Below are 21125 nucleotides of genomic sequence, written 5' to 3' on the forward strand. Positions count from 1 at the left end.
CCATGGCCTTCGCCCGCGCCCGCCGGCGGCAGGAGGCCAATTACTGGCCCGGCTTCGTCGACGCCCTGTCGAGCCTGCTGCTCGTCATCATCTTCATGCTATCCCTGTTCATGCTCACCCAGTTTTTCCTGGGCCGTGAAATCCAGGGCCGCGACACCGCGCTGGCCCGCCTCAACAGCCAGATTGCCGAACTCACCGACCTGTTGCAGCTCGAACGCGCCAATTCCGACGACCTGACCACCCAGATCGCCACGCTCACCGCCACCCTGGGCAGCGCCCAGGCCGACAATGCCAGCCTCACCAGCCAGCTCGCCGGTATCGGCGCCGGGCTGGGCGACAAGGACAGCACCATTGCCGGCCTCGAAGACGACCTGATGGCGGCCCAGGAACTGTCCGACGAGGCCAATGCCCAGGTGGCTTTGCTCAACCAGCAGCTCGCCGCCCTGCGCACCCAGATCGGCGCATTGGAAGCCGCTCTCGAAGCCTCGGAAACCCGCGACACCGAGTCCCGCACGCAGATCGCCGATCTCGGCCGCCGCCTCAACCTCGCGCTGGCCCAGCGCGTGCAGGACCTCTCGCGCTATCGCTCCGACTTCTTCGGCCGCCTGCGCGAAATCCTCGAAGGCCGCGCCGACGTGCGCGTGGTGGGCGACCGCTTCGTCTTCCAGTCCGAAGTGCTGTTCGCAGCCGGCCAGGCCGATATCTCTCCCGAAGGCACCCCCGATCTCGACGCGCTGGCGGAAGCCATCCTGCAGCTCGAAACCGAGATTCCGCCCGACATCAACTGGGTTTTGCGCATCGACGGCCACACCGATATCAGGCCGATTTCCAATGCCCGCTTCCCGTCGAACTGGGAACTCTCAGCCGCCCGCGCCATTTCGGTCGCGCAATATCTGGTGAGCAAGGGCGTCTCGCCCAACCGCCTGGTCGCCGCTGGCTTCGGCGAATTCACCCCCCTCGATCCGGGCAATACCGAGGAAGCCTATCGGCGGAACCGCAGGATCGAGTTCAAGCTGACGGAGGGGTGATCGGCGACGGCGCAATGCGCCGGCAAATCGCTCCAGTGGAGCGATTTGAGCCGATCACGGGTCGAGCCTTGCGAAAACCCGGGCCAGCGCCCGCCAATATCACGACGTCATTCCCGCGCAGGCGGGAATCCATTCTTCTGGAGGTAAGGTATGAACAAGCAGTTCTTCGTTTACATCCTGGCCAACGGCAAGAACGGCACGATGGCTTCAGCCGTCGCTATGGAGTGCACGATCTGGTCTGGTTCGAGCAGCACGAGTCAGCTGAAACCGCCATCATCCGCGAGAAGCAGCTCAAGAAGTGGAATCGCGCCTGGAAGGTGCGATTGATAGAAGAGACCAATCCCCACTGACTAGATCGCTACGACGAACTGGCCAAGCATTGGGGCTAAGCAAAGAATGGATTCCCGCCTACGCGGGAATGACTCAGTTTTTCTCGACGTCATTCCCGCGGAGGCGGGAATCCATTCTTCCTACCCCGCATCCTCCATCCTGAACTGCAACCGCGCCAACTCGGCGTAGCGCCCGCCCTTGGCGACCAGTTGGTCATGCGTGCCCTGGTCGATGATGCGGCCGCCATCGAGCACCAGTATCTTGTCGGCGTCGCGGATCGTGGCCAGGCGGTGGGCGATGACCAGCGTGGTGCGGCCCTCCATCAGATGCTCCAGCGCCACCTGCACCAGCCGCTCGCTCTGCGCGTCCAGCGCGCTGGTGGCTTCGTCGAGCAGCAGGATGGGCGCATTCTTGAGGATGGCGCGGGCGATGGCGAGGCGCTGCTTTTGCCCGCCCGACAGCATCACGCCGCGCTCGCCGACCATCGTGTTATAGCCCAGCGGCAGATCCAGCACGAAATCATGCACCAAAGCGGCGCGTGACGCCGCCTCGACCTCGGCCTCATCGGCCTCCGGCTTGCCGAAGCGGATATTCTCCGCGATCGTGCCGGCAAAGATCGTCGGCTCCTGCTCGACATAGGCGAAACGCTGCCGCAATTCGCGCAGGCGCGCCTGACGAATATCGACGCCATCGACCCGGATGACGCCACTGCTGACATCGTAGAAGCGCTGCAGCAGCGACAGCGTCGTCGACTTGCCCGAGCCCGAAGCCCCCACCAGCGCCACGGTCTCGCCACGCCCGACGGTGAAATCGAGACCGTTGAGCACCGGCTCGGACCCGTCATATGAGAAGGTCACATGCTCGAAGGCCACCGTGCCCAGCGCCGGCACCGGCAGGGCAACCGGCTGGGCCGGCTCGCGAATGGTCGGCTCGGTATCGAGAATTTCGGTCAGCCGCTCGGTGGCGCCGGCCACCGATTGCAGCGTGCCCAGCACCTCGCTGACATTGGTCAGCGCGCCCGAGGCCATCAGCGCATAGACGAGGAACTGCGCCAGTTGCCCCGCCGTCACCGTGCCCTCGAACACCGAACGGGCGCCCCACCAGACGAGGAATACCAAAGCCGCCGTGCCGAGGAAAATCACCATGCCCACCAGCACCGAGCGGGCCAGCAGCCTCCGTATTTCGGCCTGGTAGCTGGCCTCGCTGCGCTCGTCGTAATTGGCCGCCTGCACGGGCTCCTGGGTGAACGACTTGACAGTGCGGGTAGCGCCCAGCATTTCGGTGGCCATGGCCGAAAGATCGGCCAGCGCGTCCTGGGTCTTGCGCGACATGCCGCGCAGCCGGCGGGCAAAGGTGATGACCGGGAACAGGATGGCCGGCGCCGCCACCACCACGGCCAGGGTCAGGATCGGGCTGGTCAGCAGCATCATCACCAGCGCACCGATAATGGTCACCGTCGAGCGCAAAGCCAGCGAGAAGCTCGACCCCACCGCGCCGCGGATCGTCGCCACGTCGCCATTGAGCCGGCTGGTGAGTTCACCCACCCTGTTGGTATCGAAATAGCGCGCATCGAGCCCCAGCAGGTGCGCGAATACCGCCTGCCGCAGGTCGGCCAGCACGCGCTCGCCGATGACCGAGATGAAATAGAAGCGCGCCCCGCTGGCCACCGCCATGACCGCCGCGACGCCGATGATCAGCCAGCCATAGCGGCCGACATTTTCCAGATTCTGCGCCACGAAGCCCTGGTCGATAGCCCCACCCAGCAGGGCCGGTATGGCCAGCGAGGCAACGGTCGAAATCAGCAGGAACGCGATGGTCAGCCCCAGCCGCACCGGATAGCGCAGCATGAACGGCACCAGCTTGCGCAAAGGTTGCAGCTTCCTGGGGCTCACCTCCGGGGTCATTGCGATCTTTTCGGGGTCAGCCTCTGCCGGAACGGCCTGGTCTGTCATCGCGGGATTACGCCACTTGTCTTGGAGAACGGCCGGATTGGAGCCTGGATATAGGCGCTGCCCGCCGGAGCGGCAACAGCCTCGCCGGTGTGAAATTGCCGCGCCCTTCCGCTTTTCGACAAGCCCTTGCAGATTGGGCGCCCTTTCTGTATGAAGCCGGCAACACCCAGTTTAACTGCTCTCCGGGCGCCGCGGCGCCCGTTTGATTTGAGGCGATTGAGATGAAGGCTGACATCCATCCGGACTACCACACCATCACCGTGGTCATGACCGACGGCACCAAGTACGAGACCCGTTCGACCTACGGCAAGGCCGGCGATACGCTGCAGCTCGACATCGATCCCAAGACCCACCCGGCCTGGACCGGCGGCACGGGCCAGCTGCTCGACCGCGGCGGCCGCGTCTCGCGCTTCAAGGAGCGCTTCAAGGGCCTCGGCATCTAAGCCGACCCGATCTGAATTCAAAAGCCCGGCCTCGTGCCGGGCTTTTTGTTTAGGAAAGCGGCCATTCATCCACAGCCACGATGTCAATTGGGAGATAACAGCGCCTCAGCGCCCGAACGCCGCCTTGAGCCGGGCGAGTTGGTCGGCGATGCCGTTTGCCGTGCCCGGATCGAGCTCCGGCATGCGCCCGCGCTCCAGCGTATCGAACTGCATCACCCGGTCGAACAGACGATCGCCCTTGTCGATGTAGCCGCGCAGCGCTTCGGGGAGCTGGTCATAGCCCGGCCCGCCCCGTTCCGAGGGCGTCGCCGAGAATTTGACCTTCTCCTTTTCGGAGCGGGCATTTTCGCGTGTAATCTCGCCTTCGTTGACGGCGCGCTGCAGCAGCAGCCATGAGGCAAGCTGCATCAGCCGCGTGGTGAGGCGCATCGATTCGGTAGCGTAGAGAAACGAGGCTTCGCGCCCGAGCAGCCGGCTCTCGTTGCGGCCCTCGCCATCGAGATAGGAGGCAACGTCCTCGATCAGGCCCATGCCTTCCCGATAGAGCATGTCAAAACCGCCCGACGCCACGATTCGCGGCCCGATGGCGATTGCCGGCGCTGTCTCGTTCACATCCGTCAAGCGCACGCTCCTCCTGCGCCTGCCATGCTAGGCGCAAACTGCCGAGGCGTCATCCCCTCGGACCAATCAAGCTGAAAAGAGCTTTAAGATCAGGGCCATAACAAGGCCAAACCGACCCCTGAAAAAGAAAAAGAGCGGTAGGAACCGCTCTCGAAGTTAACAGGGAGGCGTCAAACAGAGGGAGAAACCACTCTGCAAAATCCAGAACAATCTGAATAATGTCAGGTTAGCGCGAACATATTAATTGTGCGTTAACAGGAGTCGATTTCTTAACCCTGCCTCTTGCCTCTCCATTGACTGCGTTTGCTGCGGTTCAACCGAGGTTGAATGGTGGCCGCTCCAGCAAGGTCCGGCCGGTCAGCGTGATGAGATGGATGCCGCCAACGGTTTCGAGCCACCCCTTGGCCTCGATCCGGGCCAGTTGCTGGGCCGATGCCGTGGCCGACTGCCCTGCCGCCAGGAGCCGCAACTGTTCGATATCGAGAGGCCGCACGCCCTCCAGCACTGCATCCCGTCCCATCGCCACCTCCCAATGGACAATCCGCCATCGAGGTTAGCCGGTTACCGAACTGCCGCAACGTCAACCCTCCGTTAAGCCTAACGGGGCGGGCCGGTGAATGATGGGTGAATGCGCCGTTCCGACCCGGTGCAGGCGCGATGGTGTTTTCTGGCTCTATTGGCATTCCGCCAATGTGGAGAGACAATCATGACCACTATCTCTGCTGGAGCCGCTGCCGGTTTGCTGGTCGCGCTTGTGGTAATGTCCACCAGCGACGGCCACAGCGCCGAACTGCTGCCCGCCGTCACCCTGGCCAACGGCTTCGTGCATCCGGGCGACATCAGGGGCTTCAACCCCCAGCCCGACCCGCCCTACGAGGCTCGCGGCTTCAATCCGCAGCCCGAACCGCCGACCGCCTTCGGCGACGGCTCGGTCCGCATGGGAGATGGCTCGGTCAAGCCGGCCGGGCACTGACCGCTACAACTTGAACGCGGCGTCCGCAGCCTTGCGCGTGGCGCCGCGCGCTTCGATAGCGGCCTTGAGCCGGGCGATCTCCCCTTCGAGCATGGCGATACGCTCGTTCAGCTCTTCCACCGACATGGTGTCGAGCTGCATGCCCACCTCGTGGCCCTTGGGCTTCCGGATTTCTTCGTCGAACATTGTCAGCCTCCTGCGCCGGGTCGAACCCCCAGTCTAGCGGCAAAGGCTTGCGGAGCAAATCCGCATCGACCAGCATGGTGGCATGACAGAGACAGACATGCAGGCAATAGCCATCGCCCGGCCGGGCGGCCCCGAAGGACTTGAGCTCCAACGCCAGCCCCTGCCGCAATGCGGCGATGACGAGGTGCTGATTCGCGTCGGCGCTGCCGGGGTCAATGGCCCCGACCTGGCCCAGCGCCGCGGGCACTACGATCCCCCACCGGGCGCCTCGCCCCTGCCGGGATTGGAAGTGGCGGGCGAAATCGCCGCGCTCGGCCAGGGCGTCAGCGGCTGGCAGGTCGGCGACCGCGTCATGGCGCTGGCCAATGGCGGCGGCTATGCCGAATATGCCGCGGTACCCGCCGGACAGGTCCTGCCCGTTCCCGCCGGCTGGACACTCGTCGAAGCCGCAGCCCTGCCCGAAACCTGGTTCACCATCACCCAGACGCTGGTGATACGCGCCGGACTGGAGCCGGGCATGACCGTGCTGGTGCATGGTGCGGCCGGCGGCATTGGCGGCGCGGCGATCCAGATCGCCACCATCCTGGGCGCCCGCGCCATCGGCGTGGTGTCGTCCACCGCCAAGGCCGACTATGCCAGCCGCCTCGGCGCCTTCGCCACCATCGACTATACCCATGAAGACATCGCCGCCCGCGCCCTGGCCCTGACCGACGGCCGCGGCGTCGATCGCATCGTCGATATCATCGGCGGCCCCATGACCGAAAAGAACATCGCCGCCTCGGCCCGCGGCGGTCACATCGTCCAGGTCTCGACCCTCGATGGCGCCAATACCAATCTCTCGCTGCGCACCATCATGGCGAGGCAACTGACCCTCTCCGGCTCCACCCTGCGCCCGCAGACGCCGGCGACCAAGGCCGCCATCGCGGCGCGTATCCGCACCGACCTGCTGCCGGCGCTGTCGCAGCCCGGCTTCATCAAACCCGCCATCACGACCTTCCCGCTGGCCCAGGCGGCCGACGCCCATCGCGCCATGGAAGCGCGCAGTCATGTCGGCAAGATCGTGCTGGTGACCGCGTTCGGCTCTTCACCTCTCCCTTAGGGGAGGTAAGCCCCACATCGCCATTGCGGATCAGCCCTTGAACCCATATATTGGAGCATGTTCCCCCTCAGCATGAAGCAAAGAGGCGGAGCGGCCCGGAGGAAAACCGGCCGCGCCTGCAGGAGAGATTTATCATGACCCAGCCACTGTTGATGCCCAAGGCGACCGCTGTCTGGCTCGTCGACAACACTGCGCTGTCATTCGAGCAGATCGCCGCCTTCTGCACGCTGCATCCGCTCGAAGTTCAGGGCATCGCCGATGGCGACGTCGCCGGCGGCATCATGGGCGTCAACCCGATCCAGAACGGGCAGCTGACCCGCGAGGAGATCGAAAAGGCCGAGGGCGATCCCGAATACCGCATGAAGCTGAGCGAACCCAAGGTTCGCGTCGCCGCGGCCAAGCGCAAGGGTCCGCGCTACACCCCGATTTCGCGCCGCAACGAGCGCCCCAACGCCATCAAGTGGCTGGTGCGCAACCATCCCGAGCTCAAGGACGCGCAGATCATGCGCCTGGTCGGCACCACCAAGTCGACCATCGATTCGGTGCGTGAATCGACCCACTGGAATGCCGCCAACCTGGCCGCCATGGACCCGGTGACGCTGGGCCTGTGCAGCCAGATCGACCTCGACCTCGAGGTCAAGCGCGCCTCCAAGGGCGGTCCCGGCGTCGATGAGCCGGCGGAAGGCACCATGCTGATGACGGCCGAGGAAGCCCTGGCCCGCTCCGGCGGCCGAGGCCACGCCGAAGGCGAAGAGAATGAATTCGCCGCCAACGACCATCGCCCCGAGCAGGCCCAGGATGATTTCGACGCCGACTCGGTGTTCGCCAAGCTCAAGTCGCTCAAGAGCGACACCGACAACTAAGCTTTCAAAACGGCGCCACTGGCGCCGTTTTTCTTTCCCCGCCGCGACCCCCGACTATTTGACCATACAATTTCCCGGCTCCCCCGCCTCGACACGAGCGCGCTGTGGCCCCATGATTTGCCGTCGATCCTCCTGAGAGAAACGGTCGTTTGGAAAACAACATCCTGCTGGCCATTTTCGTTCTGCTGGCGGCCAGCGTGGCGTTGGTGCCGCTTGCCAAGGCGCTGGGCCTGGGCACCGTCCTCGGCTATCTCGCCGCCGGCATCCTGATTGGACCCTATGGGCTGGGCCTGGTCTCCGACAGCGAGATGATCCGCCATATCGCCGAATTCGGCATCGTCATGATGCTGTTCCTCATCGGCCTGGATCTGCAGCCCAGCGAAGTCTGGCGCATGCGTCACAAGGTGCTGGGGCTCGGCGTCACCCAGCTCACCGTCACCGCTCTTATCATCGCCCTGGCGCTGCTGGCGGCCGGCTTCTCCCTCAACATCGCCGTCATCGTCGCGCTGGCTTTGTCCATGTCCTCGACGGCCATTGCCATCCAGTCGACCCAGCAGCGCGACATCACCCACACCGATGCCGGCCGGGCAAGCCTGGCGGTTCTGCTGGTGCAGGACGTGTCGGTCATTCCCATTCTCGCCGCCATACCACTGCTGGCCATGCCTGAAGCCGCCCTCGACCAGGAAGTGACGGTCGCTGTCGAAGCCATCGCCAATCCGCTGGACTGGCTCACTCCGCTCATCATCATCGGCGCTTTTGTCGGCGCGGTGCTCGGGGGCCGCTTCCTTGTTCGTCCGGTGCTGCGCTTCGTGGCTCGGACCGGCGTGCGCGAAGCCTTCACCGCCCTGGGGCTCGCCATCGTTTTCGGCGCGGCATTGCTGGCCCAGTTCGAGGGCTTCTCGCCGGCACTGGGGGCCTTTATCGGCGGCGTGCTGCTGGCCGACAGCGAATATCGCCACGAACTCGAGAGCAACCTGGAGCCGTTCAAGGGGCTGCTGCTGGGTCTTTTCTTCATCTCGGTCGGCATGTCCATCGCCTTCGACATCCTGTGGTCCGAGCCCCTGCGGCTGCTGGCGCTGGTCTTCGGCTTTGTCGGCATCAAGATTGCCGTGCTGTTCGTGCTGGCGAGCCTGTTCCGCATGCACCTGGCCGATCGGCTGCTGGTCGCGATCCTGCTGAGCCAGGCCGGCGAATTCGCCTTCGTCATCCTGCAATTCGCCCAGAACAACAATGCCATCCACGCCGACGACCACGCTTTGCTGGCCGTCGCCGTCGCATTGTCCATGGCGACCACGCCCCTGTTGCTGCTGGCCTTCGACCGCCTGATCGCCCCGCGCCTCGATGCCCGGCGCCGGCCCGGGCGCCCCAACGATCCCATCGACGAGCAACGCCGCATCGTCGTCCTGGGCTATGGCCGGTTTGGTCAGATCGTCACGCGCATGCTGCGCAGCCAGGGCTTCGAGATGACGCTGATCGACGACGATCCGGCCCAGATCGACCTGGTGCGCAAGTTCGGCGTCAAGGTATTCTATGGCGACGGCTCGCGGCTCGACCTGCTCCACGCCGCCGGTGTCGGCCAGGCCGACCTGGTGGTGATTGCCGTCGGTGGCCACGACCGTATCCTCACCATTGCCCGCCACCTGCGCAAGCACTTCCCCGCGGTCACCGTCGCCGCCCGCGCCGTCGATCGCGGCCATGCCCACGAATTGATGGCGCTGGGCGTCGAGATTTTCGAACGCGAAACCTTCCTTTCCGCCATCAGCCTCGGCGCCAAGGTGCTGACCCAGCTCGGCGTCGCCCCCAACGACGCCATGCACATGGCCCAGGCTTTCGAGCGCCACGACAACGAATTGCTGCAGGACAGTTACTCGGTACGCCACGACGAAGACGCCTATGTCGGCATGGTGCGCCATTCCATGGGCCTGCTCGACGAAGCCATGCGCGGCGACAGCCCATCTGCCATTCCAGTTGACAAGCCCGCCCCGAAGCGTACCGAGTAGTACGACTTCCCTCGGACCCACCCATGCCCATCTTCGATCCCTATTTCGTCACGGTCGCCGTGATCGCGGTGCTCATTGTCGGTCTCAGCAAGGCCGGGCTGCTCGGCAGCCTGGGCATGGTCGGCGTGCCGCTGCTGGCGCTGGTCATGCCGGCGCGCGATGCCGCGGGCATGATGCTGCCGGTGCTGCTGGCCATGGATGTCATCGCCGTCTGGACCTATCGCAAGGAAGTGGACTGGCGCATCCTGCGCATCATGCTGCCCGGCGCGGCCGTCGGCACGCTGCTGGGCTGGGCACTGTGGTCGGTGGTGTCCGATGACGGCGTGCTGCTCTTCGTCGGCGTGGTGACGCTGCTCTTCATCCTCGATGCCCTGCTGCCTATTCGCAAGAAGCTCGAAGGCCTGCCACCATCCCGGCTCTGGGGCACCTTCTGGGGCGGCTTTGCCGGCTTCACCAGCTTCATCAGCCACACCGGCGGCCCGCCCTTCCAGATCTACGTGCTGCCCCAGCGGCTGACGCCCGCCATCTATTCGGGCACTTCGGCCTTCTTCTTCGCCATCGTCAACTCGGCCAAGCTGATCCCCTATTTCTTCCTCGGCCAGCTCAATACTCACAACCTGCAGCTCTCGGCCGCGCTGATCCCGGTGGGCATAGTGGGCGTGCTGGCCGGCGTCTGGCTGGTCCGCCGTATCTCGATGAAATGGTTCTACCGCATCGCCTACTGGCTGGTCTTCCTGCTCTCGCTCAAGCTGGTCTGGGATGGCGCCCGCGGGGTATTCTGGGGGCTTTGAGCTCTGGCACGGCATCGCGTTTGCGGTGACATCACCCCCACCCTCATTCCCTCCCCACAAGGGGGAGGGAGGCGCCAGATCGACCTTCAAAGGTCATCTCGAATATCTTCACAACCACCGGGCAGGCTTCCCTCCCCCTTGTGGGGGAGGGACTGAGGGTGGGGGTCCTTCGAGCGCACCACAAGACAACAAAAAAGGGCCGCAGCGCATGCTGTGACCCTTCAAACCCAGATAGGCGGCTTGCTTGCCGCTCTTACTGGGAAACCACATTGAATTTGTAGAGCGCGTCCTTCACTTCGAGTTTCTTGCGCTTCAGCGCGCTGACCATCAGATCGTCGTGGCGGGTGCTTTGCAGTTCTGCCTGGATCTGGCGGTCCAACTCCTGGTGGCGCCGTTCGAGCGCCGCGATATGCCCTTCAGTCGTCATGACAACTCCTTGAAAGCCTATGTGGACGAATCGATCGTCACAAATAATTCACGACTTGTCGACTGCCTTCACGAGACCTCTGGAAATCTGATGCAAAACTCCCCGTGATCGGTTAACCAGAGGTAACGGCTGAGGTCGGGAGTACGCGGGAATCCATGCTTTCGCTCACCAAGGAACAGGAAGCCACCCTGGGTCTGGAGCTGGCCACCAAGCGCCAGGAACACAGCGATCTCAACGCTGCGATCGACACGCTGACCGATTCGCATGTCGCCGACCGCATGCTTATCCAGCGCCTCAAGAAGCGGAAGCTGGCGCTCAAGGACCGCATCGTCCAACTCGAGAACATTTTGCTGCCCGATATCATCGCTTGAGCCCCGCCCGGCCTTGAGATGTGGCCGAAATTGGGCTAGTGGCGGGCTTTGTGGAGCTTGAGGGCCGACTCCATGCTGACAAAACCACCCATCGCCATCGTCATGGGCAGCCAGTCCGATTGGCCTACGATGCGCCTCGCCGCCGAAACGCTCGAAGCGCTGGAAGTGGAATATGAGGCGCGCATCGTCTCGGCTCACCGCACCCCGGAACGCCTGGTCGATTTCGCCACCAATGCGCGCGCCGAAGGCTTCAAGGTCATCATTGCCGGCGCTGGCGGGGCCGCCCACCTGCCGGGCATGATCGCCTCGATGACGCCGCTGCCGGTCTTCGGCGTGCCGGTCAGGTCCAAGGCGCTCAACGGTCAGGATAGCCTGCTCTCCATCGTGCAGATGCCCGGCGGCATTCCGGTCGGCACGCTGGCCATCGGCGAACCCGGCGCCATCAATGCCGCGCTGATCGCCGCCGCCGTGCTGGCGCTTTCCGACGAGGACCTGGCCGACCGTCTCGACGCCCACCGCACCCGCCAGACCGCGTCGGTCCCGCTCTTTCCCGCAGATACCGAGTAGCGCGTGACAAACGACCTTACCGCGCTGCCACCGGGCAGCATGATCGGCATTCTCGGCGGCGGCCAGCTCGGCCGCATGCTGGCGCTGGCCGCCGCCAGGCTGGGCATGCGCACCCACATCTTCTGCCCCGACCCACATAGCCCCGCCTTCGAAGTCACCCCGCACAAAACCGTCGCCGCCTATGACGACGAAGCGGCGCTCGCCGCCTTCGCCGACGCCGTCGATGTCGTCACCTACGAATTCGAGAATGTCCCGGCCGCCACGGCCGAGTTCCTCGCCGCCAGAAAACCCCTGCGTCCCGGCGCTAATGCGCTGGCCGTCTCGCAGGATCGCCTCGCCGAAAAAGGCTTCCTCGCATCCAAGAACATCCCCGTCGCGCCCTACCGACCGGTCGAGACCCTGGCCGATCTCGAAGCCGCCATTGACGCACTCGGCCTGCCCGCCGTGCTCAAGACCACCCGGCTCGGCTATGACGGCAAAGGCCAGCGCGTCCTCCGCGAGCGCAGCGACGCCGCCACTGCCTTTGCCGAGCTCAGCCCCAAGCCGCTGGTGCTGGAAGCCTTCGTGCCGTTTGAGAAGGAAATCTCCGTCGTCGTCGCCCGCAACGCCGCGGGCGAAGTCCGCGCCTATGACGCCGCCGAAAACGTGCATCGCCACCACATTCTCTTCACCTCGACCGTGCCGGCCGACATTCCACCCGGCGTTGAAAAGCACGCCGCCATGCTGGCCAAGGTCATCGTCGTGGCGCTCGACTATGTCGGCGTGCTCGGCGTCGAATTCTTCGTCATCCCGGGCGAGCGCCCGACCCTTGTCGTCAACGAAATCGCCCCGCGCGTCCATAATTCCGGTCACTGGACCGAGGCCGTCTGCCTCACCGACCAGTTCGAGCAGCACATCCGCGCCGTTGTGGGCTGGCCGCTGGGCGACCCGGCCCGCATGGCCGACGTGGTGATGGAAAATCTGGTCGGGGACGAAGTGGGCATCGTCCCGTCGGGCCTCGATGGCAACACCCAACCTCACCTCTACGGCAAGACGGAAGTGCGCCCTGGCCGCAAGATGGGCCATGTGAACCGCATCACGCGTAAATAGTGCCACGCCCTCGTGGTTCGAGGCTCGCGAAGGGCTCGCACCTCACCATGAGGGCTACTGAGAACTCGATGTATCATCAGCCCTCATGGTGAGGTGCGCTTCTTCAGCGCCTCGAACCACGAGGGCGTGGCACCCTATCTTCCCAGCCAGCCCTGCATCGCCGCCACCACCGCACCCGGATTTTCCATCGTCGGCAGATGCGCGCTGTCGGCAAACCGCACCAGCTCCGCCCCGGCAATCCCCGCCGCGATCTCCTCTGCCAGCTCGGGCGGCGTCATCTTGTCCAGCTCGCCCACGCCCACCAAAGTCGGCACCGCGATATCCCCCAGCCCCGGTCGCGAATCCACGCGCCCCATGATCGCCACCTGCTGCCGCAGATAGGCTGCCTGCCCCACCCGCTCGGACATGGCCTGCACGTCCCTCGCCACATCCATTCCCATATGCTGCGGCGCGATGAGGCTCCCCAGCAGCCCCCGCGACACGCCGATGAACTTGCCCTGCCCCACCATCTCGATGCCCTTGCGCCGCGTCTCCCTGCGCGCTTCGTCATCGGCCCGCGCCGAGGTGTCGAGCAGCGCCAGATGCGTCACCCGCTCGGGCGCCTGCCGCATGATTTCGAGCGCCACATAGCCGCCCATGGAGAGCCCGGCCAGTGCGAATCGGGCCGGCGCTGCCGCCAGAGTCCGCGCCGCCATCGCCGCGATGGAATCGTCCTGTGTCAGGTCGGCCACCATGGCGCGGGCATCCAGGTCGGCCACCACGTCGCGCCACAGCCGCTCGTCACAGATCAGCCCCGGCAGCAGCAGCAGTTCACTTGTCATGTCAGTCTCCCGGCGGCAAATCATCGGGCCCGACTGTTCCGCCCGGCGCGGCCGAGGGCAAGGCCGCAGAGGCCAAATCCGCGGTTTTTCTCATCGGCACAGTGGACAAGCCCACGGGGCTGGGCTATAGAGCGGCCCACGGTGACTGGCTCTGCTGGTCGGCGACGGGGTTTTTTGGCTCCGGCGCTCTCATCCAAACCCACATGTCTAAGCTTCGAAAGGGCGGTTGACCTTTGCAAGTAGTCGTTCGCGATAATAACGTTGACCAGGCGCTGCGCGCGCTCAAGAAAAAGCTGCAGCGCGAAGGCGTCTTCCGCGAGATGAAGCTGCGCAACTACTATGAGAAGCCCTCCGAGAAGAAGGCTCGCCAGAAGGCCGAGGCCATTCGTCGCGCCCGCAAGCTGGCCCGCAAGCGCGCCCAGCGCGAAGGCGGTCTGCCCGCCCCGACGCCGACCGCACGTCCCGGCCAGCCCGGCCGTCCGGCCGCAGCAACCCCGCGCACCTAAGCGCCTTCTGCCATCAGTTTTGAAAACGCCGTCCTTCGGGGCGGCGTTTTTGTTTGCCTTATAGGCTGGGTGGATTCACGCGAACTGCGCGTCAATGCTAACAGTCCGTTAACCAATTCCGTCAGTCTGCTATCGCCCGCTCGAAGAACGGCTCGGCATGTCTCCAGATGCCCCTCGCCCAAAGGTCGCTATGGCCGGCACCCGGCTCGATCCACAATTCATCCTTGTTGGGCACCAACTGGTAGAGCCGTTCGCCATTGCTGACATCGATGGTCACGTCGCCGGTACCATGCGCCACCAGCACCGGCTCGCTGACATCGGCAATCCATTCATTCACCGGAAACTGGTCCTGCATGACCAGCCCCACCGGCAGGAAGGGATAGCGCTCCCACGCCACCGTGACCGCCGACAGGAACGGCGTTTCGAGCAGCAGCGCCTCGGCATCGCGCACGCTGGCGACATACGTGCTCGGCCCCGAACCCAGCGAGCGCCCCCAGATCACCAGCGGAAAGCCCTTGGCCGCCGCCCAGTCGAACATGGTCGTGGCATCATCGAGGATGCCTTGCTGGCTGATCACCCCCGGCGAGGCGGGAAAGCCGCGATAGTCGAAGGCCACGAAGCCATAGCCATCGGCCACGAACTGCTCGTAGCGCTCGTGCTCCTTGGTGAAACTGCCCGAATTGCCCTTGTAGTAGACGATGACAGGCTTGCCCGCCTGCGGCGCCTGATACCAGCCATGCACCGCGCCATCGCCCGAGGGTACGACGATATCCTCGGCCCCGGCGAGCGCGGTATCGGCCAGCGCAGTGATCTCGCCCTGCGCGTCATACTGCAGCGCGCGTTGGTTGACATACATGTAGGCCACCACGCCCGCATAGGCGACGATGACCAGGATCACGACCACAAGCAGGATGCGGCGCAGAAATTTCACGATGAAGCCCCCATGCGTCATTGCCCGGCTTGTCCGGGGAATCTATTCTTAGCCCGAAAATGGATCACCCGGACAAGCCGGGTGATGACGGACGTGGAGAATTTTGCGCGAGGGCTACAACTCGCTGATCGTCTGCTGCAACGCCCGCTCGAACACCTCGTCCGGCTGCGCACCGGACAGCGCATATTTTTCGCCGAACACGAAGAACGGCACGCCGCGAATACCCTGCGTCGCCGCGTCGGTCGCCAGTTGCTCGGTGATCGCCAGTTCGTTGTCGTCATTCATCGCGTCGATGGCGTCGCCGCGATCGAAGCCATATTCGGCGGCAATATCGGCCAGCACATTGTCGTCGTTGATCTGGCGGTGTTCGAGGAAATAGGCATTGGCGATGGCATTGGCCAGCTCATGCTGGATGCCCAGCGGCTTGGCCAGCCGCGTGATGGTATGCGCCTTCTTGGTCGGAAACATGCGCGGTTGCCGGCTGAGATCGAGATCGACCCCGGCCTTCCTGGCTTCGCCTTCGACCCGCTCCCACATCTCGCTGGGCTCCTTGCCATATTTCTCGCGCAACATGTCGGCCACCACCACGCCCTCGGCGGGCGTATTGGGATCGAGATAGAACGGGTGGTTCTCGACCACGACCTCGATGTCATCGGGCAGCGCCGCGATGGCCTTGTCGAGCCGCGCCGACCCCACCAGGCACCACGGGCACACGACATCGGTGAACACGTCGATCTTGAGCAATTTGGTCATGGTCACATCCTTTGTTGCCCTCACATGGCGCGGAAAGCCGCACACGGCAAGAGCGCACCCGGATGTAACTACGGCATGTCTCCCGAAAGTGGGCACCGGTTTCGGGGCAAAGACATGCGTTAAAACAGAGACCTAAAGCGCCAGAGCGAATCTGAAAGATCGCGACGCGCTTTAGGCACCCGTCTGGCTGTTGGTGACGGCAAAGGGCGGCGACCAGGCGGCCGCAAAACTCAGGCCGACAAAGGCGCTGAACCCCATCCAGGCCATGCCCGGCGCCATCACCATCGCCGCCCTGGGATCCACCGCGCCGGCCCGCGCCATGGCGCCCAGCCCCACCACCAGCAAGGCCAGCGCCACCAGGCTCAGCAACAGGGAATCGAGCGGCGCCACGAGGAACGGAAAGCCGATGACGCCGGCCATCAGCGCCACGATCCACCAGCCGGCGCGCCGCCCGGCATCGCCCCGCCCCGCCACCATCCAGCGCGCCGCGCCAAACAGCGGCAAGACGCCCAGATGCAGCACCGCGCCGACCCAGCCCGGCAGGCCCAGCGGCGAAAAGAACAGCGGCAGCGCGCCATTGATCTCGGCGACACCGTTGGCGATGACGAATACGGCCAATGGCAGCGCCGCGCTCAACACCAGGCCGAGCCCATCGTGCCGATCGGCATCGAGAACTGCCATGAAAGATTTCGAAACTGCCGCGCTGGTCGCCATTTTCGGCCGCCGCCTTTGTCATTGCCTGTCAAAGCAACAACCCGAACGGTAAAAGGGTTCCGTTTACGTCAAGCAGCAGCGCTGGGCTAAACCAGCGTGTTGCGCTAGAACCGGGCCAAACGCGGAGCCCATCATGCCCATACTTCCCGACCTGGCCGGCCGTCTCGAAGCCCTGGAAACGCGCATCGCCTTCCAGGACCAGACCATCGAGGAACTGAACGCCACCATCACCGCACAATGGCGCCAGATCGACCTGCTGACCCGCAAGCTCGACACGGTGGAAGAACAGGTCCGCTCAGGCGTGCATATCGCGGACCCCAGCACCGAGCCCCCACCGCCGCATTACTGAACCGTTCCCCGCCATTGCCCGTCACGGCGTATTCCGCTCCCCTTCCCAACGTCATTCCCGCGCAGGCGGGAATCCATTCTTGCGGGGCTATCCAAAGCGTGGATTCCCGCCTGCGCGGGAATGACACCGTGGGGATTGCGCTCAGTTCTCGATAAGCCTGTGTCCCTCCGGCACACGCAGCAACCCGCCGCTCACCGCGTCGCCGTCATAGCGCAGCCGGACGCCCTCGCAATATCCGATCGCCTCACCCCAGGTGGCATGGTTCGCGTCGGGTAGGCTGGCGACCGCGCCCAGTTCGACGATCAGCCCATGGCTGACGATCAGGCCACGCCCGCCATCCGGCACCTGCGTCGCGATCTCCTGCCAGAGCCTGCCCTGTTCCTCGGCAAACCGCGCGGCGGGCCCTCCCGCGGCGACGGCCTGGGCAATCCGCGCGAACGCGCTTGGCCAGCCCACCCCGGCATGGACGGCATCCGGAAGCTGCCCCAGTTTCTCGATGCACTGGTCGACCTCAAGGCCCATGGCGATAGCCGTTTCCACCGCCCGCGGAATGGTGCTGGTCACCACCAGGTCATAGACCGGCGCATCTTCCGCCACCAGCCGCGCCAGGATGATGCCTTCCCGCGACAGATGCTGGCCCGGCTTGCGCCGCATCGTATGCCGGCGGATATCCAGTGTCCGCATTCTTCGCCTCCCCTCAAGCAAAAGGCCCGCCGAAGCGGGCCTTCCAATTCCGAACCTAGTGGCCCAGCGCCTTGACGATATCCTCGGTCATCTTCTTGGCGTCGCCGAACAGCATCATGGTGTTGTCACGATAGAACAGTTCATTCTGCACGCCGGCATAGCCCGCCGACATGCCGCGCTTGATGAACAGCACCGTGCCCGCATCCTCGACGTTGAGCACCGGCATGCCATAGATCGGCGAAGTCTTGTCGGTCTTGGCCGATGGATTGGTCACGTCATTGGCGCCGATGACGAAGGCAACGTCGGACTGGGCGAATTCGGAATTGATATCCTCCAGCTCGAACACTTCGTCATAGGGCACATTGGCTTCGGCCAGCAGCACGTTCATGTGCCCCGGCATACGGCCGGCCACCGGATGGATGGCGTATTTGACGGTGACGCCTTCCTTCTTGAGCAGGTCGGCCATTTCGCGCAAAGCGTGCTGGGCCTGCGCCACGGCCATGCCATAGCCCGGCACGATGATGACCTTGCCGGCATTCTTCATCAGGAACGCCGCGTCTTCCGCCGCACCCTGCTTGACCGGCCGGTCATCCTCGACCTCGCTGGCGGCGGCGGCGCTGTCGCCGCCGAACCCGCCCAGGATCACCGAAATGAAGCTGCGATTCATCGCCTTGCACATGATGTAGCTCAGGATCGCGCCCGAGCTGCCCACCAATGCGCCGGTGATGATCAGCGCCGTATTGCCCAGCGTGAAGCCGATGCCCGCCGCCGCCCAGCCCGAATAGGAGTTGAGCATGGACACGACCACCGGCATATCGGCGCCGCCGATCGGGATGATCATCAGCCCGCCCAGCACGAGGGCGAGGATGGTGATCGCCCAGAACAGCCAGGGATCGGCCGAAGTGGTGAAGGCCCAGACCAGCAGCACGATGGCCACGCCCATCACGATATGGATGGCATGGCGCGCCGGCAATATGATCGGCTTGCCGCTCATATTGCCGTTGAGCTTGGCGAAGGCGATGACCGAGCCGGTGAAGGTGAAGGCGCCGATGGCCACGCCGATCGACATTTCGACCAGCGCCTGCGCATGGATCGCGCCGGGTACGCCGATGCCGAAGGCTTCGGGTGCATAAAGCGCCGCCGCCGCCACGAACACGGCGGCAAGACCCACCAGCGAGTGGAACGCCGCCACCAGTTGCGGCATGTCGGTCATCTTGACGGTACGGGCCATATAGGCGCCGATGCCGCCACCGATGCCGATGCCGCCCACGATCAGCACCCAGCTGATCCAGTCGCTCGGCGCCGCCACGGCCAAGGTGGTGAGAATGGCGATGCCCATGCCCACCATGCCGAACGTATTGCCCTGGCGCGACGAACTCGGGCTCGACAGCCCGCGCAGCGCCAGGATGAACAGCACGCCGGAGACGAGATAGAGAAGGGCTGCAATATCTGCAGAAATCATCGGATCAACCCTTCTTCTTGTACATGGCCAGCATGCGCTGGGTGACGAGGAATCCGCCGAATATGTTGACGCTCGCAAAGACCAGCGCGATGAAGCCGAACACCTTGCTCACCCAGTTGGCATCGGCCGCGAGCTGCACGCCCACGGCCAGCAGGGCACCCACCACGATCACCGAGGAGATCGCGTTGGTCACGCTCATCAGCGGCGTGTGCAAAGCCGGGGTCACCGACCACACCACGAAATAGCCCACGAAGATCGCCAGCACGAAAATGGCGAGGCGGAAGGTGAAGGGGTCGATGGCGCCACCGATGGCCGCATGGGCCACCGCGCCGATCACATCGGCGGTCTGTTCTGCCGTTGCTTCCATTTACTTGGCTCCCTTGGGTGCTGCCGGTTTTTTGGCGGCGGCGGGTTTCTTGGTGGCTGCCGGCTTGCTCGCTGCCGGCTTCTTGGCGGCAGGCGCCTTGGCCGCAGCGGCCGCATCGATCACGGCAGCCGCCTTCTTGGTGGCGGCACGCTTGGCCGGAGCCGGCGCCTCGGCGGCGGCGGGGACGGATTGCGCCACGCCCGGCGCGGCTTTCTTGGGTGCATCGGCCATGGCCGCCACGACGGGCTTCTTGGCCACTGGCTTTTTGGCGGGCGCGGCCTTGCCACTGGCACCGGTCTTTGCCGGGGCCGCCTTGGCCTCCACAGTCTTGGCCGGCGCCTTGGGTGCTGCCTTGGCCACCGCAGCCGGCTTGGCTTCTGCCGGAGCAGGCGCCGCGAAATTCGGATGCACAACCTTGCCGTCGCGCGTCAGCACGGTCGCCTTGACCAGTTCGTCATCCCAGTTGATGGCGAGCTTCTTTTCCTTGGCGTCGATCAGCGTGGTGAGGAAGGCGAGCAGGTTGCGCGCATAAAGCTGGCTGGCCGTGGTCGGAATGCGACCCTGCACATTGGTATAGCCGATGATCTTGACGCCGTTATGCTCGATGACCTTGCCCGGCACCGTCAATTCGACATTGCCGCCGCGCTCGGCGGCCAGGTCGACGATGACCGAACCGGGCGCCATCGACTCCACCATCGCCTTGGTGATCAGCCGCGGCGCCGGACGCCCCGGGATCAGCGCGGTGGTGATGACGATATCCTGCTTGGCGATATGGGTCGCGGTCAGCTCTGCCTGCTTGGCCTGATATGCCGCGCTCATCTGCTTGGCATAGCCACCGGCGGTTTCCGCCTGCTTGAACTCGTCGTCTTCGACGGCAATGAACTTGCCGCCCAGCGACTCGACCTGTTCCTTGGCCGCCGGCCGCACGTCGGTTGCCGACACCACCGCGCCGAGGCGCTTGGCGGTGGCGATGGCCTGCAAACCCGCCACGCCCGCGCCCATCACGAACGCCCTGGCCGGACGCACCGTACCGGCCGCCGTCATCATCATCGGCAGCGCCCGGTCGAATTCGGCCGCCGCTTCCACGACGCCCTGATAACCGGCCAGGTTCGCCTGGCTGGAGAGAATGTCCATCACCTGTGCGCGGGTGATGCGCGGCATGAATTCCATGGAAACGGCGGTGACGCCGGCCTTGGCCAGTGCCGCCACATCCTTGTCATTGCCATAGGGGTCGAGCGCGCCGATCACCAGCGCGCCCTTGGCGACGCCACCCAGCGAGGCCGCCGTGGGGCGGCGCACCGTGAGCACCACCTCGGCGCCCTTGAGTGCCGCGTCGGCACCAGCCGCAATGGTCGCGCCGGCTGCCTGGTATTCCTTGTCGAGAATGCGCGAGCCCAGGCCCGCGCCCTTTTCCACCGCAACGCTGGCACCCAGCGCAATCAGCTTGCCCACCGTTTCGGGAGTCGCCGCAACGCGGTTCTCTCCTTCGAAACGCTCGCGGACGATCGCAATTTTCATGAAAGTCTCCTGCCCGCCTGCCCGACGGACAGGCTCGATTCAAGTGCCTGAATGCGTGTCTGCGTCAGGGTTTGACGAGGAAATAGAGGATGATGGCGGTCACCGCCAAGCCAATGATCGACCATTTGATAGCGGTGAGGAAGCCATTGTAGGTGGCTTCATGCTGGGCGTAGTCCATCGGCGATTCCAACTGCAGCTCGGCGTGGTGTTCGGGGCGGTGCTTAGTGGCCATATCGTCCTCTTCAGTCCAGTTATCTCAAAGTCTTATCGCCGAAAGTCG

26 protein-coding genes and 1 pseudogene are annotated in these 21125 nt (G+C 64.6%); 13 read left to right on the plus strand and 14 right to left on the minus strand.

The genetic code is table 11. From position 1 onward, the window contains the following. Positions 1–2: 2 nt before the first annotated feature. Both ASD80_RS17220 and ASD80_RS19260 read left to right on the plus strand, forming a co-directional pair. Positions 3–1028, plus strand: coding sequence for a peptidoglycan -binding protein (locus ASD80_RS17220; protein WP_056235682.1), 1026 nt, complete (start codon positions 3–5; stop codon positions 1026–1028). Continuing rightward, entirely contained in the window at positions 1025–1378 is a 354-nt protein-coding gene (locus ASD80_RS19260; RefSeq protein ID WP_320410362.1) for a GIY-YIG nuclease family protein, read from the plus strand. The genes ASD80_RS17220 and ASD80_RS19260 overlap by 4 nt, the downstream gene beginning before the upstream one ends. A 120-nt stretch (positions 1379–1498) precedes the next feature. Here ASD80_RS19260 and ASD80_RS17230 read toward each other — a convergent pair whose 3' ends face one another. Further along, a complete protein-coding gene (locus tag ASD80_RS17230; RefSeq protein WP_056235875.1) occupies positions 1499–3262 on the minus strand; it encodes an ABC transporter transmembrane domain-containing protein in 1764 nt (587 codons plus the stop codon). Positions 3263–3531: 269 nt separating this feature from the next. Here ASD80_RS17230 and rpmE point away from each other — a divergent pair, with 269 nt between their 5' ends. After that, entirely contained in the window at positions 3532–3753 is a 222-nt protein-coding gene (rpmE, locus tag ASD80_RS17235) for a 50S ribosomal protein L31 (protein WP_056235684.1), read from the plus strand. Positions 3754–3858: 105 nt separating this feature from the next. Here the strand turns inward: rpmE and ASD80_RS17240 are convergent, their stop codons facing one another. Both ASD80_RS17240 and ASD80_RS17245 read right to left on the minus strand, forming a co-directional pair. After that, a complete protein-coding gene (locus tag ASD80_RS17240) occupies positions 3859–4380 on the minus strand; it encodes a DUF1465 family protein (protein ID WP_413813388.1) in 522 nt (173 codons plus the stop codon). Between the two features lie 307 nt (positions 4381–4687). Next, the gene (locus ASD80_RS17245; protein WP_056235687.1) at positions 4688–4894 is read right to left on the minus strand and encodes a hypothetical protein; all 207 of its coding nucleotides are present in this window, start codon (positions 4892–4894) and stop codon (positions 4688–4690) included. Positions 4895–5080: 186 nt separating this feature from the next. On the opposite strand from ASD80_RS17245, the gene ASD80_RS17250 reads away from it, so the two are divergent. Next, the gene (locus ASD80_RS17250) at positions 5081–5347 is read left to right on the plus strand and encodes a hypothetical protein (protein ID WP_156460527.1); all 267 of its coding nucleotides are present in this window, start codon (positions 5081–5083) and stop codon (positions 5345–5347) included. A gap of 3 nt (positions 5348–5350) precedes the next feature. Here the strand turns inward: ASD80_RS17250 and ASD80_RS17255 are convergent, their stop codons facing one another. Then, positions 5351–5533 (minus strand): DUF1192 domain-containing protein, encoded by a 183-nt coding sequence (locus tag ASD80_RS17255; RefSeq protein ID WP_056235692.1) that lies wholly within the window; start codon positions 5531–5533, stop codon positions 5351–5353. Positions 5534–5615: 82 nt separating this feature from the next. Here ASD80_RS17255 and ASD80_RS17260 point away from each other — a divergent pair, with 82 nt between their 5' ends. The 4 genes from ASD80_RS17260 to ASD80_RS17275 all read left to right on the plus strand — a co-directional run bounded on the left by ASD80_RS17260 (position 5616) and on the right by ASD80_RS17275 (position 10286). Continuing rightward, entirely contained in the window at positions 5616–6632 is a 1017-nt protein-coding gene (locus tag ASD80_RS17260) for an NAD(P)H-quinone oxidoreductase (RefSeq protein WP_200950350.1), read from the plus strand. Positions 6633–6766: 134 nt separating this feature from the next. Further along, positions 6767–7495 (plus strand): DUF1013 domain-containing protein, encoded by a 729-nt coding sequence (locus ASD80_RS17265; RefSeq protein ID WP_056235696.1) that lies wholly within the window; start codon positions 6767–6769, stop codon positions 7493–7495. A gap of 149 nt (positions 7496–7644) precedes the next feature. Further along, on the plus strand, positions 7645–9495 hold the full coding sequence (locus ASD80_RS17270; RefSeq protein WP_056235699.1) for a monovalent cation:proton antiporter-2 (CPA2) family protein: 1851 nt from the start codon (positions 7645–7647) through the stop codon (positions 9493–9495). Positions 9496–9518: 23 nt separating this feature from the next. Beyond that, complete coding sequence (locus ASD80_RS17275) at positions 9519–10286, plus strand: sulfite exporter TauE/SafE family protein (RefSeq protein ID WP_056235703.1); 768 nt, start codon at positions 9519–9521, stop codon at positions 10284–10286. A 253-nt stretch (positions 10287–10539) separates the two neighbouring features. On the opposite strand, the gene ASD80_RS18635 is transcribed toward ASD80_RS17275, so the two are convergent. Next, complete coding sequence (locus ASD80_RS18635) at positions 10540–10713, minus strand: YdcH family protein (protein ID WP_082531089.1); 174 nt, start codon at positions 10711–10713, stop codon at positions 10540–10542. Positions 10714–10868: 155 nt separating this feature from the next. On the opposite strand from ASD80_RS18635, the gene ASD80_RS17280 reads away from it, so the two are divergent. From ASD80_RS17280 to ASD80_RS17290, 3 genes are all read left to right on the plus strand, one after another. Then, positions 10869–11084 carry a YdcH family protein gene (locus tag ASD80_RS17280; RefSeq protein ID WP_056235705.1) on the plus strand — a complete coding sequence of 72 codons (216 nt, stop codon included), beginning with the start codon at positions 10869–10871 and terminating at the stop codon, positions 11082–11084. 72 nt (positions 11085–11156) lie between these two features. Then, positions 11157–11651, plus strand: coding sequence for a 5-(carboxyamino)imidazole ribonucleotide mutase (gene purE / locus ASD80_RS17285; RefSeq protein WP_056235707.1), 495 nt, complete (start codon positions 11157–11159; stop codon positions 11649–11651). A 3-nt stretch (positions 11652–11654) separates the two neighbouring features. Then, positions 11655–12740 (plus strand): 5-(carboxyamino)imidazole ribonucleotide synthase, encoded by a 1086-nt coding sequence (locus ASD80_RS17290; RefSeq protein ID WP_200950351.1) that lies wholly within the window; start codon positions 11655–11657, stop codon positions 12738–12740. A gap of 134 nt (positions 12741–12874) precedes the next feature. Here ASD80_RS17290 and ASD80_RS17295 read toward each other — a convergent pair whose 3' ends face one another. Then, positions 12875–13561, minus strand: a complete 687-nt coding sequence (locus ASD80_RS17295; RefSeq protein ID WP_056235708.1) for an alpha/beta fold hydrolase — start codon at positions 13559–13561, stop codon at positions 12875–12877. Positions 13562–13794: 233 nt separating this feature from the next. Here ASD80_RS17295 and rpsU point away from each other — a divergent pair, with 233 nt between their 5' ends. After that, the gene (rpsU, locus tag ASD80_RS17300) at positions 13795–14067 is read left to right on the plus strand and encodes a 30S ribosomal protein S21 (protein ID WP_056235711.1); all 273 of its coding nucleotides are present in this window, start codon (positions 13795–13797) and stop codon (positions 14065–14067) included. A gap of 121 nt (positions 14068–14188) precedes the next feature. Here rpsU and ASD80_RS17305 read toward each other — a convergent pair whose 3' ends face one another. The 3 genes from ASD80_RS17305 to ASD80_RS17315 form a co-directional block, all read right to left on the minus strand. Continuing rightward, on the minus strand, positions 14189–14998 hold the full coding sequence (locus tag ASD80_RS17305) for an alpha/beta hydrolase (RefSeq protein ID WP_156460528.1): 810 nt from the start codon (positions 14996–14998) through the stop codon (positions 14189–14191). Positions 14999–15112: 114 nt separating this feature from the next. Continuing rightward, positions 15113–15751 carry a DsbA family oxidoreductase gene (locus ASD80_RS17310; protein ID WP_056235716.1) on the minus strand — a complete coding sequence of 213 codons (639 nt, stop codon included), beginning with the start codon at positions 15749–15751 and terminating at the stop codon, positions 15113–15115. A 171-nt stretch (positions 15752–15922) separates the two neighbouring features. Then, entirely contained in the window at positions 15923–16432 is a 510-nt protein-coding gene (locus ASD80_RS17315; protein ID WP_056235719.1) for a tryptophan-rich sensory protein, read from the minus strand. A gap of 166 nt (positions 16433–16598) precedes the next feature. On the opposite strand from ASD80_RS17315, the gene ASD80_RS17320 reads away from it, so the two are divergent. Beyond that, positions 16599–16814 carry a SlyX family protein gene (locus tag ASD80_RS17320; RefSeq protein WP_056235721.1) on the plus strand — a complete coding sequence of 72 codons (216 nt, stop codon included), beginning with the start codon at positions 16599–16601 and terminating at the stop codon, positions 16812–16814. A 141-nt stretch (positions 16815–16955) separates the two neighbouring features. Here the strand turns inward: ASD80_RS17320 and ASD80_RS17325 are convergent, their stop codons facing one another. The 5 genes and pseudogenes from ASD80_RS17325 to ASD80_RS18640 all read right to left on the minus strand — a co-directional run bounded on the left by ASD80_RS17325 (position 16956) and on the right by ASD80_RS18640 (position 21077). Continuing rightward, the gene (locus tag ASD80_RS17325; RefSeq protein ID WP_156460530.1) at positions 16956–17498 is read right to left on the minus strand and encodes a hypothetical protein; all 543 of its coding nucleotides are present in this window, start codon (positions 17496–17498) and stop codon (positions 16956–16958) included. Between the two features lie 55 nt (positions 17499–17553). Then, entirely contained in the window at positions 17554–18960 is a 1407-nt protein-coding gene (locus ASD80_RS17330) for an NAD(P)(+) transhydrogenase (Re/Si-specific) subunit beta (protein ID WP_413813389.1), read from the minus strand. 4 nt (positions 18961–18964) lie between these two features. After that, positions 18965–19327, minus strand: coding sequence for a proton-translocating transhydrogenase family protein (locus tag ASD80_RS17335; RefSeq protein WP_056235726.1), 363 nt, complete (start codon positions 19325–19327; stop codon positions 18965–18967). Between the two features lie 255 nt (positions 19328–19582). Next, a pseudogene (locus ASD80_RS17340) lies at positions 19583–20845 on the minus strand (Re/Si-specific NAD(P)(+) transhydrogenase subunit alpha); the annotation flags it as partial. 64 nt (positions 20846–20909) lie between these two features. After that, complete coding sequence (locus tag ASD80_RS18640) at positions 20910–21077, minus strand: aa3-type cytochrome c oxidase subunit IV (protein WP_082531207.1); 168 nt, start codon at positions 21075–21077, stop codon at positions 20910–20912. Positions 21078–21125 lie beyond the last annotated feature (48 nt).

Source organism: Devosia sp. Root635, from assembly GCF_001427605.1.
Lineage (GTDB): Bacteria > Pseudomonadota > Alphaproteobacteria > Rhizobiales > Devosiaceae > Devosia.